The organism is Mesorhizobium sp. M4B.F.Ca.ET.017.02.2.1 (assembly GCF_003998955.1).
Classification (GTDB): domain Bacteria; phylum Pseudomonadota; class Alphaproteobacteria; order Rhizobiales; family Rhizobiaceae; genus Mesorhizobium; species Mesorhizobium abyssinicae.
In genome coordinates, this window is the sequence record NZ_RZOF01000148.1 from 1 (window position 1) to 13,603 (window position 13,603).

A 13,603-nucleotide genomic window follows, 5' to 3' on the forward strand; every position below is an offset into this window, starting at 1 on the left:
ATCTTCCAGTCGCCGGTATGGATGACGGTGCCAGCCGGCGTGGTGATCGCCAGCGACATCGGCTCGGGAATCGAGTGGGCGACCGGGATGGCCTCGATCTCGAACGGGCCGATGGTGAATTTCTCGCCGGCCCGGTAGATCATCGCCGGCACCTTCGGCGCGCCCTGCTCGCCCTGCCGCTTGGCCTCCAGCAGGCCGGCGGTGAACGGCGTCATCCAGACCGGCGCCTTCAGCCTCGGCCAGATGTCGAGCAGCGCGCCGTAATGGTCCTCGTGCGCGTGCGTGATGACGATGCCGCGCAGATTGTCGAGGTTCTCCTCGATGAAGCGCGTGTCGGGCAGGATCAGGTCGACGCCGGGATGCGCGGTGTCGGGAAAGGTGACGCCGACATCGACGACGATCCACTCGCGCGCATCGGTCGGCCCGTAGCCGTAGAGGGCGAAGTTCATGCCGATCTCGCCGACGCCGCCGAGCGGCACGAAGACGAGTTCGGCGTTTTCCGCTTTCGCCATGTTCTTTCCTTCCTGGCCCGTCAAACCCGGGCCGACGCGACGGCGCCGAAATGCACGTCGCCGGCGGCGATCGTCACGACAGTTCCCGCATCGTCGCGGATCACGAAACGGCAGTCCTCGTCAATGGTCTCGAACGTCCCGCGCACCACATTACCGTCAACCCTGACAGCAACTTCGCCGCCCAGCCCCGCCGCGCGCGCCAGCCAGCGCCGCCTGATGGCGGCAAGCCCGCGCCCGTCGTCCCACAGCCGGGCATTCTCGTTCCAGGCATCCGACAGCGCCAGAAACAGGGTCTCGGCATCGCAATTCGCGCCAAGCGCGCGCAGCGATGTCGCCGGATACGGCAAATCCTCGGGATATGCCACCACATTGACGCCGATGCCGACCGCCACCGCAAAGCGATCGCCTTCGAGCAGCGCCGATTCCAGCAGGATGCCGGCGAGCTTGGCGCCGGAGGCAAGCACGTCGTTCGGCCATTTCAGCTCGAAGCGGTTCTTGCCCTGGCTTGCGCCGTCAACGCCGATCGCGATCCTGCCTTGCGGCACGACGGCATCGAGCGCATCGGCAAGCGCCAGCCCGGCGACGAAGCCGAGCGTAGCGGCGAGCCGCAATTCGCCGCCGCTGACGATGAGCAATGTCGCGGCCAGGTTGCCCTCGGGGGTCGCCCAGGTCCGGCCCCGCCGGCCGCGCCCGCTTTCCTGCTTTTTGGAAACGACCCACAGCTTGCCCAGATCGCCGGCCCGCGCATGGGCGAGCGCCAGCGCGTTGGTGGAGCCGACCGTATCATGGGCTTCGAGCCGGAACCCTTCCGACGCCGCGGTTGGAGCCAGCCGAAACGCCATCCCGTCAGAAGAAGGTCTTCGCTGCGGCTTCGGCATAGGTGCCGATCGGCCCGCCGATCAGCACGTAGAACAGCACGAAGGCGCCGCTGACGCCAAGCACGAGGCGCAGCTCGCTGGCCATCGGCACGAAGCCGCCGACCGGCTCGTCGAACCACATTATCTTGATGATGCGCAGATAATAGTAGGCGCCCACCACCGAGGCCAGCACGCCGATGATCGCCAGCGCGTAGAGGCCTGCGTTGATGGCGGCGAGGAAGACGTACCACTTCCCCCAGAAGCCGGCGAGCGGCGGAATGCCGGCCAGCGAGAACATCAGGATGGTGAGGATCGTCGCCATGATCGGGTTGGTCGAGGCGAGCCCGGCGAGATCGCTGATCTGCTCGACATTGCCCTCCTTGCGCCGCATGGCGAGGATGAAGGCGAAGGTGCCGAGCGTCATGACCAGATAGATCAGCATGTAGATGGCGACGCCGCGCACGCCGGCCTGGCTGTTGGCGGCGAGGCCGACCAGCGCGTAGCCCATGTGACCGATCGAAGAATAGGCCATCAGCCGCTTGATGTTGGTCTGGCCGATGGCCGCGAAGGCGCCGAGCGCCATCGAGGCGATCGAGATGAAGACGATGATCTGCTGCCAGTCCGCGGCGATCGGCTTGAACGCGCCCATGGTGACGCGCACGATCAGCGCCATCGCCGCCATCTTGGGGGCCGCCGCCAGGAAGGCCGTCACCGGGGTCGGCGCGCCCTCATAGACGTCCGGCGTCCACATGTGGAACGGCACCGCCGAGATCTTGAAGGCAAGGCCGGCCAGCACGAACACCAGGCCGAAGACGAGGCCGAGCTGGCGCTCGCCGCTGCCGAGCGCTGTCGCAATGTCCTGGAAGCCGGTGTTGCCGGTGTAGCCGTAGATCAGCGAGATGCCGTAGAGCAGCATGCCCGACGACAGCGCGCCGAGCACGAAATATTTGAGGCCCGCCTCGGTCGAGCGGACGCTGTCGCGGTTGATCGCCGCCAGCACGTAGATCGCCAGTGACTGGAGTTCGAGGCCGAGATAGAGCCCGATCATGCCGTTGGCCGAGATCATCAGCATCATGCCCAGCGTGCAGAGCAGGATCAGCACCGGATACTCGAACTTGTCGAAATGCTCCTGCTTGGCGAAGCGCATCGACATGACCAGCGTCACCGCCGAGCCGATCAGCGCCAGCAGCTTCATGAAGCGGGCGAAGGAATCCTGGACGAAAGCGCCGCCGTAAGCCGTGCCCTGTCCACCGGAAGAGGCGACCCAGAAGCCGGCGAGCACCAGTATGGCGACGGCAAGGCCGGTCACCGTCATGGTGGTGTTGGAGCGCGAATAGGCGCCCACCATCAACAGCGCCAGCGCGCCGATGGCGAGGATCAGCTCCGGCGTCGAGAGCGAAAAGCTGGAGAGAAGGTCCGGCGTCATGATTCGCAAAACCCCTGGTCAGTTCGCCGCCGCGGTCTGCGCGGAGCCGATGGATGCGGTGACATTGGTGACGAGCGCCTTGACCGATGCGGCCGTGGCGTCGAAGACGGGCGCGGGATAGACGCCGAAGAAGATGACCAGCACCACCAGCGGGTAGATGATCGCCTTCTCGCGCGTCGACAGATCCAGCAGGCCCTTCAGGCTGTCCTTGGTCAGCGACCCGAAGATCACCCGGCGATAGAGCCAGAGCGCGTAGGCCGCCGACAGGATGACGCCGGTGGCCGCGAAGAACGCCACCCAGGTGTTGACCCTGAACACGCCGAGCATGGTCAGGAATTCGCCGACGAAGCCGCTGGTGCCGGGCAGGCCGACATTGGCCATGGTGAAGACCATGAACACGGTGGCATATTTCGGCATGTTGTTGACCAGCCCGCCATAGGCGTCGATCTCGCGCGTGTGCATGCGGTCGTAGATGACGCCAACGCACAGGAACAGCGCGCCGGAGACGAGGCCGTGGCTGAGCATCTGGAAGATCGCGCCCTGCACGCCTTCCTGGTTCATGGCGAAGATGCCCATGGTGACGAAGCCCATATGGGCGACCGACGAATAGGCGATCAGCTTCTTCATGTCCTCCTGCATCAGCGCCACCAGCGAGGTGTAGATGATGGCGACGACCGAGAGCGTGAACACCAGCGGCGCGAACATTTCCGACGCCAGCGGGAACATCGGCAGCGAGAAGCGCAGGAAGCCGTACCCGCCCATCTTCAGGAGGATCGCGGCCAGGATCACCGAGCCCGCCGTCGGCGCCTCGACGTGCGCGTCCGGCAGCCAGGTATGCACTGGCCACATCGGCATCTTCACCGCGAAGGAGGCGAAGAAGGCGAGCCACAGCCAGGTCTGCATGTTGGCCGGGAAGTTGTGCGTCAAAAGCGTCGTGATGTCGGTGGTGCCGGACTGGTAGAACATCGCCATGATGGCGAGCAGCATCAGCACCGAGCCGGCGAGCGTGTAGAGGAAGAACTTGAACGAGGCGTAGACGCGCCGCTTGCCGCCCCATACGCCGATGATGATGAACATCGGGATCAGGCCGGCCTCGAAGAAGACGTAGAACAGCACGATGTCGAGCGCGCAGAAGACGCCGATCATCAGCGTTTCCAGGAGCAGGAAGGCGATCATGTAGGCCTTGACCCGCTTCTCGATCGCTTCCCACGACGCCAGGATGCAGAGCGGCATCAGGAAGGTGGTCAGGATGACGAACAGCATCGAGATGCCGTCGACGCCCATGTGGTAGGAGATGCCCGAATCCAGCCAGGCGGCCTTCTCGACGAACTGGAAGCCGGCCTGCGAATTGTCAAAACCCTTCCAGATGAACAGCGAGATGACGAAGGTGATGCTCGTCGTCCACAGCGCGATGGCGCGGATGTTGCGGCGCGCGTTTTCGCTGTCGTCGTTGATGAACAGGATGAGCAGCACCCCTACCAGCGGCAGAAAGGTGACCAGCGAGAGGATTGGCCAGGCGGTCATCAGAGCATCATCCAGGTGACGAGTGCGGCAACGCCGATCAGCATGGCGAAGGCGTAGTGGTAGAGGTAGCCGGTCTGCAGCTTGACGACGCGGTTGGTGACATCGACGACGCGCGCCGAGACCCCGTCAGGCCCGAGCCCGTCGATGATGGCGCCGTCGCCGGTCTTCCACAGGAACCTGCCGAGGCGCTTCGCCGGCCGCACGAACAGGACGTCGTAGAGCTCGTCGAAATACCACTTGTTGAGCAGGAAGGCGTAGAGCAGGCGATGGTTGGCGGCGACGCTGGCGGGCAGTTCCGGCGAGCGGATGTAGAACTTCCAGGCGACCGCGAAGCCGATGACCATGGCGATGAACGGCGCCAATTCGACCCACAGCGGCAGTTCGTGGATCTCGTGCAGGATGTGGTTGTCCGGCAGCGTGAACAGCGATGCCTTCCAGAACTCGGCATAGCCCTCGCCGATGAAGGCGCCGTGGAAGATGATGCCGGCAAACAGCGCGCCCGCGGCCAGGATGAACAGCGGCACCAGCATCACCGGCGGCGATTCATGGACATGGTGCATGACCTCGTGGCTGGCGCGCGGCTGGCCGTGGAAGGTCATGAAAATCAGCCGCCAGGAGTAGAAGGACGTGAAGGCTGCGGCGACGACCAGCAGCACGAAGGCGGTGCCGGCGAACAGGTTGTGGCTGGCAAAGGCGCTCTCGATGATGGCGTCCTTGGAGAAGAAGCCGGCGGTGCCGATGACCGTCACCGGAATGCCGACGCCGGTCAGCGCCAGCGTGCCGATCACCATCATCCAGTAGGTCTTCGGAATGAGCGTCCTCAGGCCGCCCATGTTGCGCATGTCCTGCTCGTCGGACACGGCGTGGATCACCGAGCCCGAACCGAGGAACAACAGTGCCTTGAAGAAGGCGTGCGTGAACAGATGGAAGATCGCCGCGCCATAGGCGCCGACGCCGAGCGCCACGAACATGTAGCCGAGCTGCGAGCAGGTCGAATAGGCGATGACGCGCTTGATGTCGTTCTGGACCAGGCCGACCGTGGCCGCGAAGAAGGCGGTGAAGGCGCCGATGAAGGTGACGACCGTCAGCGCCGAATGCGACAGCTCGAACAGCGGCGACAGCCGGGCCAGCATGAACACGCCCGCCGTCACCATGGTGGCGGCATGGATCAGCGCCGAGACCGGCGTCGGGCCTTCCATGGCGTCGGGCAGCCAGGTGTGCAGCGGCACCTGCGCCGACTTGCCCATCGCGCCCATGAAGAGCAGCAGGCAGACCACGGTCATCGCCGAGTGCTTGTCGAGCGCATAACCAAGGAAGGTGAGCACGGCGGCGCCGTGCTCGGCGCCCTCCACCGGAACGAAGCTCGCCGCATTGGCGAAGATGGTGCCAAGATTGACCGAGCCGAACAGCACGAAGACGCCGAAGATGCCGAGCGCGAAGCCGAAATCGCCGACGCGGTTGACGACGAAGGCCTTGATCGCCGCGGCATTGGCCGACGGCTTCTTGTACCAGAAGCCGATCAGCAGATAGGAGGCGAGACCGACGCCTTCCCAGCCGAAGAACATCTGCACCAGATTGTCGGCCGTCACCAGCATCAGCATGGCGAAGGTGAACAGCGACAGATAGGCGAAGAAGCGCGGCCGGTTCGGATCGTGGTGCATGTAGCCGATCGAGTAGATGTGGACCAGCGCCGACACGGTGTTGACGACGACCAGCATCACCACCGTCAGCGTGTCGATCCTGAGCGCCCAGGACGCGTCGAGCCCGCCCGACTGGATCCAGCGCAGCACGGGTACGGTGAACACCTCGCCTTCGCCGAAGCCGACCGAGAAGAAGGCGATCCACGACAGCACGGCCGAGATCACCAGGAAGCCGGAGGTGATGTATTCGGACGCCTTGGCGCCGAGCGACGTGCCGAACAGGCCGACGATCAGGAAGCCGAGTAGCGGAAGGAAGACGATCGCTTGATACATGACTGTCCCGTCAACCCTTCATCATGTTGACGTCTTCGACCGCGATCGAGCCGCGGTTGCGGAAGAAGACGACGAGAATGGCAAGACCGATCGCGGCCTCGGCCGCGGCGACCGTCAGCACGAACAGCGCGAACACCTGTCCGACGAGATCGCCGAGCGCCGCCGAGAAGGCGACGAAATTGATGTTGACCGCCAGCAGGATCAGCTCGACCGACATCAGGATGACGATGACGTTCTTGCGGTTCAGGAAGATGCCGAACACGCCGAGCGTGAACAGGATCGCCGATACGGTGAGGTAGTGCGCGATGCCGACGACCATCTCAGATGCCCTCGCCCGATTTGACCTTGCGGATTTCCATGCCCGTCGCCGGCGTGCGGCCGACCTGGGCTGCGATCGACTGCCGCTTGACGCCCGGCTTGTGGCGCAGCGTCAGCACGATGGCGCCGATCATGGCGACCAGCAGCACGAGGCCGGCGATCTGGAAGTAATAGAGGTAGTCCGTGTAGAGGATATCGCCGAGCGCGGCGGTGTTGGTGCGCTGGGCGAGATCCGGAATGGGCTTGGCCACCGTCGAGGCCAGCTGCGGCGCGAAAGTGTAGCCGCCGAGCACGACGATCAGCTCCGCCGCCAGGATCAGCCCGACGAGCGCGCCGATCGGGGCGTATTGCAGCGCGCCTTCCTTCATCTCGGCGAAGTCGACGTCGAGCATCATAACGACGAACAGGAACAGCACCATGACCGCGCCGACATAAACGACGAGCAGGATCATCGCCAGGAACTCGGCGCCGGTCAGCATGAACAGGCCGGCGGCGTTGAAGAAGGTCAGGATCAGGAACAGCACCGAATGCACGGGGTTGCGCGACGAAATGACCATGAACGCCGACGCCACCGCGACAAAGGCGAAGAGGTAGAAGAAAGCCGCCTCTAGTCCACTCAGCATGGGGTTCCCCCGGGTTCCTGTCCAAACAGGACGTTCGTCCTGTTTGCTCTTTCTGGCTTCGTTTCCGCCTCCGGTTGCGAAGCCGCGTGTTCCTTAGACGAGGCCCCTCGCCCCGTCCATGCGTCAAATGTCAGCGATAGGGCGAGTCCAGCGCGATGTTGCGCGCCAGTTCGCGCTCCCACCGGTCGCCGTTCGCGAGCAGCCTGTCCTTGTCGTAGTAAAGCTCCTCGCGCGTCTCCGTCGCGAATTCGAAATTCGGCCCTTCGACGATGGCGTCGACCGGGCAAGCCTCCTGGCAGAAGCCGCAATAGATGCACTTCACCATGTCGATGTCGTAGCGCACGGTGCGGCGCGTGCCGTCGTTGCGGCGCGGGCCGGCCTCGATGGTGATGGCCTGCGCCGGGCAGATCGCCTCGCACAGCTTGCAGGCGATGCAGCGTTCCTCGCCGTTCGGATAGCGGCGCAGCGCATGCTCGCCGCGGAAGCGCGGGCTGATCGGCCCTTTCTCGTGCGGATAGTTGATCGTCTCCTTCGGCGCGAAGAACTGGCGCATCGACAGGAAGAAAGCGCTGACGAAATCCTTCAGCAGCAGCGCCTTTGCGGCTTGGGCGAGAGCGGACATCACGCAAATCCCGTGAGCTTGAGGAAGGCCGCGGTGGCGATTACCATGAACAGCGAGATCGGCAGGAAGACCTTCCAGCCCAGCCGCATCAGCTGGTCGTAGCGGTAGCGCGGCACGAACGCCTTGACCATGGAAATGCCGAAGAACACCAGGCAGACCTTGAGCACGAACCAGATCAGCCCTGGCACCCAGGTGAAGGGGGCGAAGTCGAACGGGGGCAGCCAGCCGCCGAGGAACAGGATGGTGGCCAGCGCGCACATCAGGACAATGGCGACATATTCGCCGAGGAAGAAGAGCAGGAACGGCGTCGACGAATATTCGACCATGTGGCCGGCGACAAGTTCCGATTCGGCCTCCACCAGGTCGAAGGGCGGGCGGTTCGTCTCGGCCAGCGCCGAGATGAAGAAGATGACGAACATCGGGAACAGCGACAGCCAGTGCCAGTCGAGGAAGGTGTTGGGCAGGCCAAGCCGCGTGCCGAGCCCATCATGCTGCGACATGACGATGTCGGACAGGTTGAGCGAGCCGACGCAAAGCAGCACGGTGACGATGACGAAGCCGATCGAGACTTCGTAGGACACCATCTGCGCGGCCGAGCGCAGCGCGCCGAGGAACGGATATTTCGAATTGGACGCCCAGCCGCCCATGATCACGCCATAGACCTCGAGCGAGGAGATGGCGAAGACGTAGAGGATGCCGACATTGACGTTGGCGATCGCCCAGCCCTCGTTGACCGGAATGACCGCCCAGGCCGAGATCGCCAGCACCGCCGACACCAGCGGCGCCAGCAGGAAGACGCCCTTGTTGGCGCCTGACGGGATCACCGGCTCCTTGAAGACGAACTTCAACAGGTCGGCGAAGGCCTGCAGCGTGCCCCAGGGGCCGACCACGTTCGGACCGCGGCGCAACTGCACCGCCGCCCAGATCTTGCGGTCGGCGTAGAGGATGTAGGCGACGAAGATCAGCAGCACGACGATCAGCACGACCGACTTCAGCAGGATCAGCAGCGCCGGCAGCACGTAGAAGGAGAAGAAGGTTTCCATGCTTATTCCGCCGCCTGCTTGAAGCCGCTCTTGGCCAGCGCCGAGCATTCCGCCATCACGGCAGAGGCCCGCGCGATCGGGTTGGTCAGGTAGAAATCCTTCACCGGCGAGGTGAAGGTGCCCTTGTTCAGCCGACCGCCGAGCTTCGCCACCTTGGCAACGTCGTCGGCGCTGCCGGCCAGAACCTGGTCGATGCGGGCAAGATGCGGATATTCGCCATAGAGCCTGGCGCGCAGCTGCGGCAGCGAATCGAAGGGCAGCTTCTTGCCGAGCACATCCGACAGCGCCCTCAGGATCGCCCAGTCCTCGCGCGCGTCGCCGGGCGCGAAGCCGGCGCGATTGGTCTGCTGCACGCGGCCTTCGGTGTTGACGTAGGTGCCGGACTTTTCGGTGTAGGCGGCGGCTGGCAGGATGACGTTGGCGCGGTGCGCGCCGGCGTCGCCATGCGTGCCGACATAGACGACGAACGCGCCGCCGGTCTTGGCCATGTCGATCTCGTCGGCGCCGAGCAGGAACAGCACGTCCGTCTCGCCGAGCATGGCAGCGACGCCCTTGCCGCCCTCGCCCGGCACGAAGCCGAGGTCGAGGCCGCCGACGCGGCCGGCGGCATTGTGGAGCACGGCAAAACCGTTCCAGTCGGCGCGGGCGGCATTGACGGACGCGGCGAGCCTGGCCGCCTGGCCGAGCACGGCCGCGCCGTCGGCGCGCGCCAGCGCGCCCTGGCCGACGATGATCAGCGGATGCGTCGCCTTCTTCAGCACCTGGAAGAACTTGCCGTTGCCGTCGGCCAGGTCCTTCAGCGATTCCGGACCGGCGCCGATCTGCTCATAGTCGTAGCGCGTGTCGCCGACCTCGCCGATGACGCCGACCGGCAGGTTACCGATGCGCCAGCGCTTGCGGATGCGGGCATTGAGCACCGAGGCCTCGAAGCGCGGATTGGCGCCGATGATCAGCACCGCGTCGGCCTGCTCGATGCCCTCGATGGTCGGGTTGAAGATGTAGCTGGCGCGTCCGAGCGAGGGATCGAGCGCGGCGCCGTCCTGGCGACAGTCGGTATTCTTCGAGCCGAGCGCCGCCATCAGAAGCTTCAGCGCATAGATTTCCTCGACCGCGGCGAGATCGCCGGCAATGGCGCCGATCCGCTCGGGCGCCGTCTTGCCCACCTCGTCCTTGATCGCAGCGAAGGCTTCCGCCCAGCTTGCCGCAACGAGCTTGCCATCCTTGCGCACATAGGGGCGGTCGAGGCGCTGCGTGCGCAGGCCGTCCCAGATGAAGCGGGTCTTGTCCGAGATCCATTCCTCGTTCACCGCCTCGTTGACGCGCGGCAGGATGCGCATCACCTCGCGACCGCGGCTGTCGACGCGGATCGCCGAGCCGACCGCATCCATGACGTCGATGGATTCGGTCTTGGTCAGCTCCCACGGCCGCGCCTGGAAGGCGAACGGCTTGGAGGTCAGCGCGCCGACCGGGCAAAGGTCGATGACATTGCCCTGCAGCTCCGAGGTCATCGCCTGCTCGAGATAGGTGGTGATCTCTGCATCCTCGCCGCGGCCGATCAGGCCGAGTTCGGAAATGCCGGCGACCTCGGTGGTGAAGCGGACGCAGCGCGTGCAGTGGATGCAGCGGTTCATCACCGTCTTGACCAGCGGCCCGATATACTTGTCTTCCACCGCGCGCTTGTTCTCGTGGTAGCGCGAGGAATCGACGCCGAAGGCCATCGCCTGGTCCTGCAGGTCGCATTCGCCGCCCTGGTCGCAGATCGGGCAGTCGAGCGGATGGTTGATCAGCAGGAATTCCATCACGCCTTCGCGGGCCTTCTTGACCATCGGCGTGTTGGTGAAGATTTCCGGCGCCTCGCCATTCGGCCCGGGGCGCAAATCGCGCACGCCCATGGCGCAGGAGGCCTGCGGCTTGGGCGGGCCACCCTTCACCTCGATCAGGCACATGCGGCAGTTGCCGGCGATCGACAGCCGCTCATGGAAGCAGAAGCGCGGCACTTCCGCGCCGGCGTCCTCGGCCGCCTGCAGCAGCGTGTAGTGGTCGGGTACAGTGATCTCTTTCCCGTCGACCTTGAGCTTTGCCATCTCGCCTCAAACCTCTGCGGACGTCCCGCAATCCCTCTTTGCGGGCGCGACCAGAGCCGCGCCCGGCATTGAATTTCAACCCTTGGCCGCCAGCGCCGTTGCCTGGCTGGTCCAGTCGTCGCGGCCGACGCGGCCGGCGAGCGACAGATAGTCCTCGACCCAGGCGATCTCTTCCGCCGTCCAGGCCGCGATCTGGCCGTATGACCAGATGCCGAGGCCGTTGAGCACCTTCTCCAGCTTCGGGCCGATGCCCGAGATCGCCTTGAGGTCGGCCGGCTCCACCGGCCTGTCGATCGCCTTGGGCTGCCTGAAATCCTCCGGCATCAGTCCGGCCGCGGCACTGCTGGCCACCGTGTCGGCGCCGCCGGTGTCCTGCGCCTTCTCGACGCTGGTCTGGGCGATGTCGGTCACATCCCTGGCGAAGGTCTGCGCCTCGGCGATCAGCGTCTTTGCCGCCTTGCGCGCCTTGGACGAGGTCTTCTGGGCTTCCGCGAGTTCCTCGCTCCGCGCCTCGAAATCGTCGACGATTGGCTGGAACAGCCGCTGCGAGGCTTCTGCGGCGCCCGAAAGCGCGCCCAGCCAGACACCGAAGGCATGATTGGCCAGCCCGATGCTTATCGCCGACATGGCGGCGACTCCGGCGACAGGGTGCGCCAGGAGATTGACGGCGCTGGCCATCTCCTTAGGCATCATCCTGGTCAGATCCTGGTTCATCTTCTCCAACTGTTCCATGTCGGGCATCAGTACATAGGGTATCGAATACAGCGCCATCGAGTGCTCCTGGTCGTTTCTTCGTATGCCCCGCCCGTTATTCCTGTCGCCGGGCTTTCGCCCGCAATTCCAACCTTACTCCGCCGCCACCATCACCGGCTCGACCCGGTGCGCGTTGCGCGAAAACTCGTCGATGCGGCGCTCCACCTCGCCGCGGAAATGCCGCATCAGGCCCTGGATCGGCCACGCCGCCGCGTCGCCCAGCGCGCAGATCGTGTGGCCCTCGACCTGTTTGGTGACGTCGAGCAGCATGTCGATCTCGCGTTTCTGCGCCTCGCCGCGCACCAGCCGCTCCATCACCCGCCACATCCAGCCGGTGCCTTCGCGGCACGGCGGCGGTCATCGTGATGGACAAGTCGACCGATATCGTGAAGGCGATCGCCAGGCTCTCCTACTTCTACAAGCATGAGAGCTGCGGCCAGTGCACGCCGTGCCGAGGCCGGATTTCAGGTCGCGCAGCGCGTCGAAATCCATCGGCGTGTCGATGATCTGCTCGGCCGGCACCAGCGGCACCGACGCGCCGCCCGGAATGACCGCCAGCAGATTGTCCCAGCCACCGCGGATGCCGCCGCAATGCGTGTCGATCAGTTCGCGGAACGGGATCGACATCGCCTCTTCGACGGTGCACGGATTGTTGACGTGGCCGGAGACGCAGAACAGCTTGGTACCGACATTGTTCGGCCGGCCGAAGGACGAGAACCAGGCAGCGCCGCGCCGCAGGATGGTCGGCGCCACCGCGATCGACTCGACATTGTTGACGGTGGTCGGGCAGCCATAGAGGCCGACATTGGCCGGGAATGGCGGCTTCAGCCGCGGCTGGCCCTTCTTGCCTTCGAGGCTTTCGAGCAGCGCCGTCTCCTCGCCGCAGATATAGGCGCCGGCGCCGTGGTGCATGTAGACGTCGAAGTCGTAGCCGGAGGTGTTGTTCTTGCCGATCAGCTTGGCCTCGTAGGCCTCGTCGATCGCCCGTTGCAGCGCCTCGCGCTCGCGGATGAACTCGCCGCGCACATAGATGTAGGCGGCGATCGCGCCCATGGCGAAGCCGGCGAGCAGCGCGCCCTCGACCAGCGTGTGCGGGTCGTTGCGCAGGATGTCGCGGTCCTTGCAGGTGCCGGGCTCGGATTCATCGGCGTTGATGACCAGGTAGCTCGGCCGCCCGTCGCTCTGCTTGGGCATGAACGACCATTTCAAGCCGGTCGGGAAACCGGCGCCGCCGCGGCCGCGCAGGCCCGACGCCTTCATCTCGTTGACGATCCACTCGCGGCCCTTGGCGACCAGGCCAGGCGTGTTATCCCAGGCGCCGCGCGCCATGGCGCCGTTGAGCGACTTGTCGAAGAGGCCGTAGATGTTGGTGAAGATGCGGTCTTTGTCCTGAAGCATGGTTCGTCCCTCAGACCGGCTTCTTGCCGAAGACGCGGATGTATTCGGCGACCCCGCCCTTGGCGAGCGCCTTGGCCTGCTTGACCCAGTCGTCGCGCTCGATGCGGCCCTTGAAGTTCAAGTAGCCGTCGACCCATTCGCGCTCGGCCTTCTTCCAGGATGCTACCTGCGCGAAGGTGTAGATGCCGAGCGAATGCAGCGTGCCCTCGATCTTCGGACCAACGCCGGAGATCAGCTTGAGGTCGTCCACCGCGACCGGGCGCTCTATGCCGGCGGGCCGGTTCTTGTCGTCGAGCGAAGGTTTTGCGGCGGCAGGCTGCTTGGCTTCCGGCGACTTGAAGGCGGCAACCGGCTCGCCCTTGTTCTTCGGTCCGTTGCGCTGCTTCGAGACCCCCTCGACTTCCGGCGAGGCCTTGTTGGCGTTGGCGGCGGAATGCCGCGGCGCTGAGACGCTGGCCGCTCTTTCCACG

At 65.1% G+C, this 13,603-nt stretch carries 12 protein-coding genes and 3 pseudogenes; 1 reads left to right on the plus strand and 14 read right to left on the minus strand.

The window, feature by feature from the left end:
• From EN738_RS18415 to EN738_RS36355, 12 genes are all read right to left on the minus strand, one after another.
• Nucleotides 1-512: ribonuclease J (locus tag EN738_RS18415; protein ID WP_145966873.1), on the minus strand; the 512-nt coding region annotated here is incomplete at its 3' end.
• Between the two features lie 20 nt (nucleotides 513-532).
• On the minus strand, nucleotides 533-1,354 hold the full coding sequence (locus tag EN738_RS18420; protein ID WP_127284939.1) for a biotin--[acetyl-CoA-carboxylase] ligase: 822 nt from the start codon (nucleotides 1,352-1,354) through the stop codon (nucleotides 533-535).
• A gap of 4 nt (nucleotides 1,355-1,358) precedes the next feature.
• A complete protein-coding gene (gene nuoN, locus EN738_RS18425) occupies nucleotides 1,359-2,795 on the minus strand; it encodes an NADH-quinone oxidoreductase subunit NuoN (protein ID WP_127284940.1) in 1,437 nt (478 codons plus the stop codon).
• 18 nt (nucleotides 2,796-2,813) lie between these two features.
• Nucleotides 2,814-4,319 carry an NADH-quinone oxidoreductase subunit M gene (locus EN738_RS18430; RefSeq protein WP_127284941.1) on the minus strand — a complete coding sequence of 502 codons (1,506 nt, stop codon included), beginning with the start codon at nucleotides 4,317-4,319 and terminating at the stop codon, nucleotides 2,814-2,816.
• Nucleotides 4,319-6,292 (minus strand): NADH-quinone oxidoreductase subunit L, encoded by a 1,974-nt coding sequence (gene nuoL / locus EN738_RS18435; protein ID WP_127284942.1) that lies wholly within the window; start codon nucleotides 6,290-6,292, stop codon nucleotides 4,319-4,321. The genes EN738_RS18430 and nuoL overlap by 1 nt, the downstream gene beginning before the upstream one ends.
• Before the next feature lie 10 nt (nucleotides 6,293-6,302).
• The gene (gene nuoK, locus EN738_RS18440; protein WP_019858930.1) at nucleotides 6,303-6,611 is read right to left on the minus strand and encodes an NADH-quinone oxidoreductase subunit NuoK; all 309 of its coding nucleotides are present in this window, start codon (nucleotides 6,609-6,611) and stop codon (nucleotides 6,303-6,305) included.
• 1 nt (nucleotide 6,612) lies between these two features.
• A complete protein-coding gene (locus tag EN738_RS18445) occupies nucleotides 6,613-7,233 on the minus strand; it encodes an NADH-quinone oxidoreductase subunit J (protein WP_126054028.1) in 621 nt (206 codons plus the stop codon).
• A gap of 130 nt (nucleotides 7,234-7,363) precedes the next feature.
• Entirely contained in the window at nucleotides 7,364-7,855 is a 492-nt protein-coding gene (nuoI, locus tag EN738_RS18450) for an NADH-quinone oxidoreductase subunit NuoI (protein WP_127284943.1), read from the minus strand.
• Entirely contained in the window at nucleotides 7,855-8,898 is a 1,044-nt protein-coding gene (gene nuoH / locus EN738_RS18455; protein WP_127284944.1) for an NADH-quinone oxidoreductase subunit NuoH, read from the minus strand. The genes nuoI and nuoH overlap by 1 nt, the downstream gene beginning before the upstream one ends.
• Before the next feature lie 2 nt (nucleotides 8,899-8,900).
• Nucleotides 8,901-10,982 carry an NADH-quinone oxidoreductase subunit NuoG gene (gene nuoG / locus EN738_RS18460; RefSeq protein WP_127284945.1) on the minus strand — a complete coding sequence of 694 codons (2,082 nt, stop codon included), beginning with the start codon at nucleotides 10,980-10,982 and terminating at the stop codon, nucleotides 8,901-8,903.
• A gap of 75 nt (nucleotides 10,983-11,057) precedes the next feature.
• Nucleotides 11,058-11,753, minus strand: a complete 696-nt coding sequence (locus EN738_RS18465) for an NADH-ubiquinone dehydrogenase (RefSeq protein WP_127284946.1) — start codon at nucleotides 11,751-11,753, stop codon at nucleotides 11,058-11,060.
• Between the two features lie 75 nt (nucleotides 11,754-11,828).
• Nucleotides 11,829-12,062, minus strand: a complete 234-nt coding sequence (locus EN738_RS36355) for an NADH-ubiquinone oxidoreductase-F iron-sulfur binding region domain-containing protein (RefSeq protein ID WP_245494572.1) — start codon at nucleotides 12,060-12,062, stop codon at nucleotides 11,829-11,831.
• Between the two features lie 17 nt (nucleotides 12,063-12,079).
• Between EN738_RS36355 and EN738_RS36360 the strand changes: the two are divergent.
• Nucleotides 12,080-12,190 (plus strand): annotated as a pseudogene (locus EN738_RS36360) (NADH-ubiquinone oxidoreductase-F iron-sulfur binding region domain-containing protein); the annotation flags it as partial.
• A gap of 46 nt (nucleotides 12,191-12,236) precedes the next feature.
• On the opposite strand, the pseudogene nuoF reads toward EN738_RS36360, so the two are convergent.
• Together nuoF and EN738_RS18475 are read right to left on the minus strand one after the other, a co-directional pair.
• Nucleotides 12,237-13,133, minus strand: a pseudogene (gene nuoF, locus EN738_RS18470) (NADH-quinone oxidoreductase subunit NuoF); the annotation flags it as partial.
• A gap of 10 nt (nucleotides 13,134-13,143) precedes the next feature.
• Nucleotides 13,144-13,603, minus strand: a pseudogene (locus EN738_RS18475) (NADH-quinone oxidoreductase subunit E); the annotation flags it as partial.

Excerpts from the sequence above, each read along its gene's own strand:
- EN738_RS18420 (WP_127284939.1), bottom strand. The coding sequence starts at position 1,354 with ATGGCGTTTCGGCTGGCTCCAACCGCGGCGTCGGAAGGGTTCCGGCTC.
- nuoN (WP_127284940.1), bottom strand. The coding sequence starts at position 2,795 with ATGACGCCGGACCTTCTCTCCAGCTTTTCGCTCTCGACGCCGGAGCTG.
- EN738_RS18430 (WP_127284941.1), bottom strand. The coding sequence starts at position 4,319 with ATGACCGCCTGGCCAATCCTCTCGCTGGTCACCTTTCTGCCGCTGGTA.
- nuoL (WP_127284942.1), bottom strand. The coding sequence starts at position 6,292 with ATGTATCAAGCGATCGTCTTCCTTCCGCTACTCGGCTTCCTGATCGTC.
- nuoK (WP_019858930.1), bottom strand. The coding sequence starts at position 6,611 with ATGGTCGTCGGCATCGCGCACTACCTCACCGTATCGGCGATCCTGTTC.
- EN738_RS18445 (WP_126054028.1), bottom strand. The coding sequence starts at position 7,233 with ATGCTGAGTGGACTAGAGGCGGCTTTCTTCTACCTCTTCGCCTTTGTC.
- nuoI (WP_127284943.1), bottom strand. The coding sequence starts at position 7,855 with ATGTCCGCTCTCGCCCAAGCCGCAAAGGCGCTGCTGCTGAAGGATTTC.
- nuoH (WP_127284944.1), bottom strand. The coding sequence starts at position 8,898 with ATGGAAACCTTCTTCTCCTTCTACGTGCTGCCGGCGCTGCTGATCCTG.
- nuoG (WP_127284945.1), bottom strand. The coding sequence starts at position 10,982 with ATGGCAAAGCTCAAGGTCGACGGGAAAGAGATCACTGTACCCGACCAC.
- EN738_RS18465 (WP_127284946.1), bottom strand. The coding sequence starts at position 11,753 with ATGGCGCTGTATTCGATACCCTATGTACTGATGCCCGACATGGAACAG.
- EN738_RS36355 (WP_245494572.1), bottom strand. The coding sequence starts at position 12,062 with ATGTGGCGGGTGATGGAGCGGCTGGTGCGCGGCGAGGCGCAGAAACGC.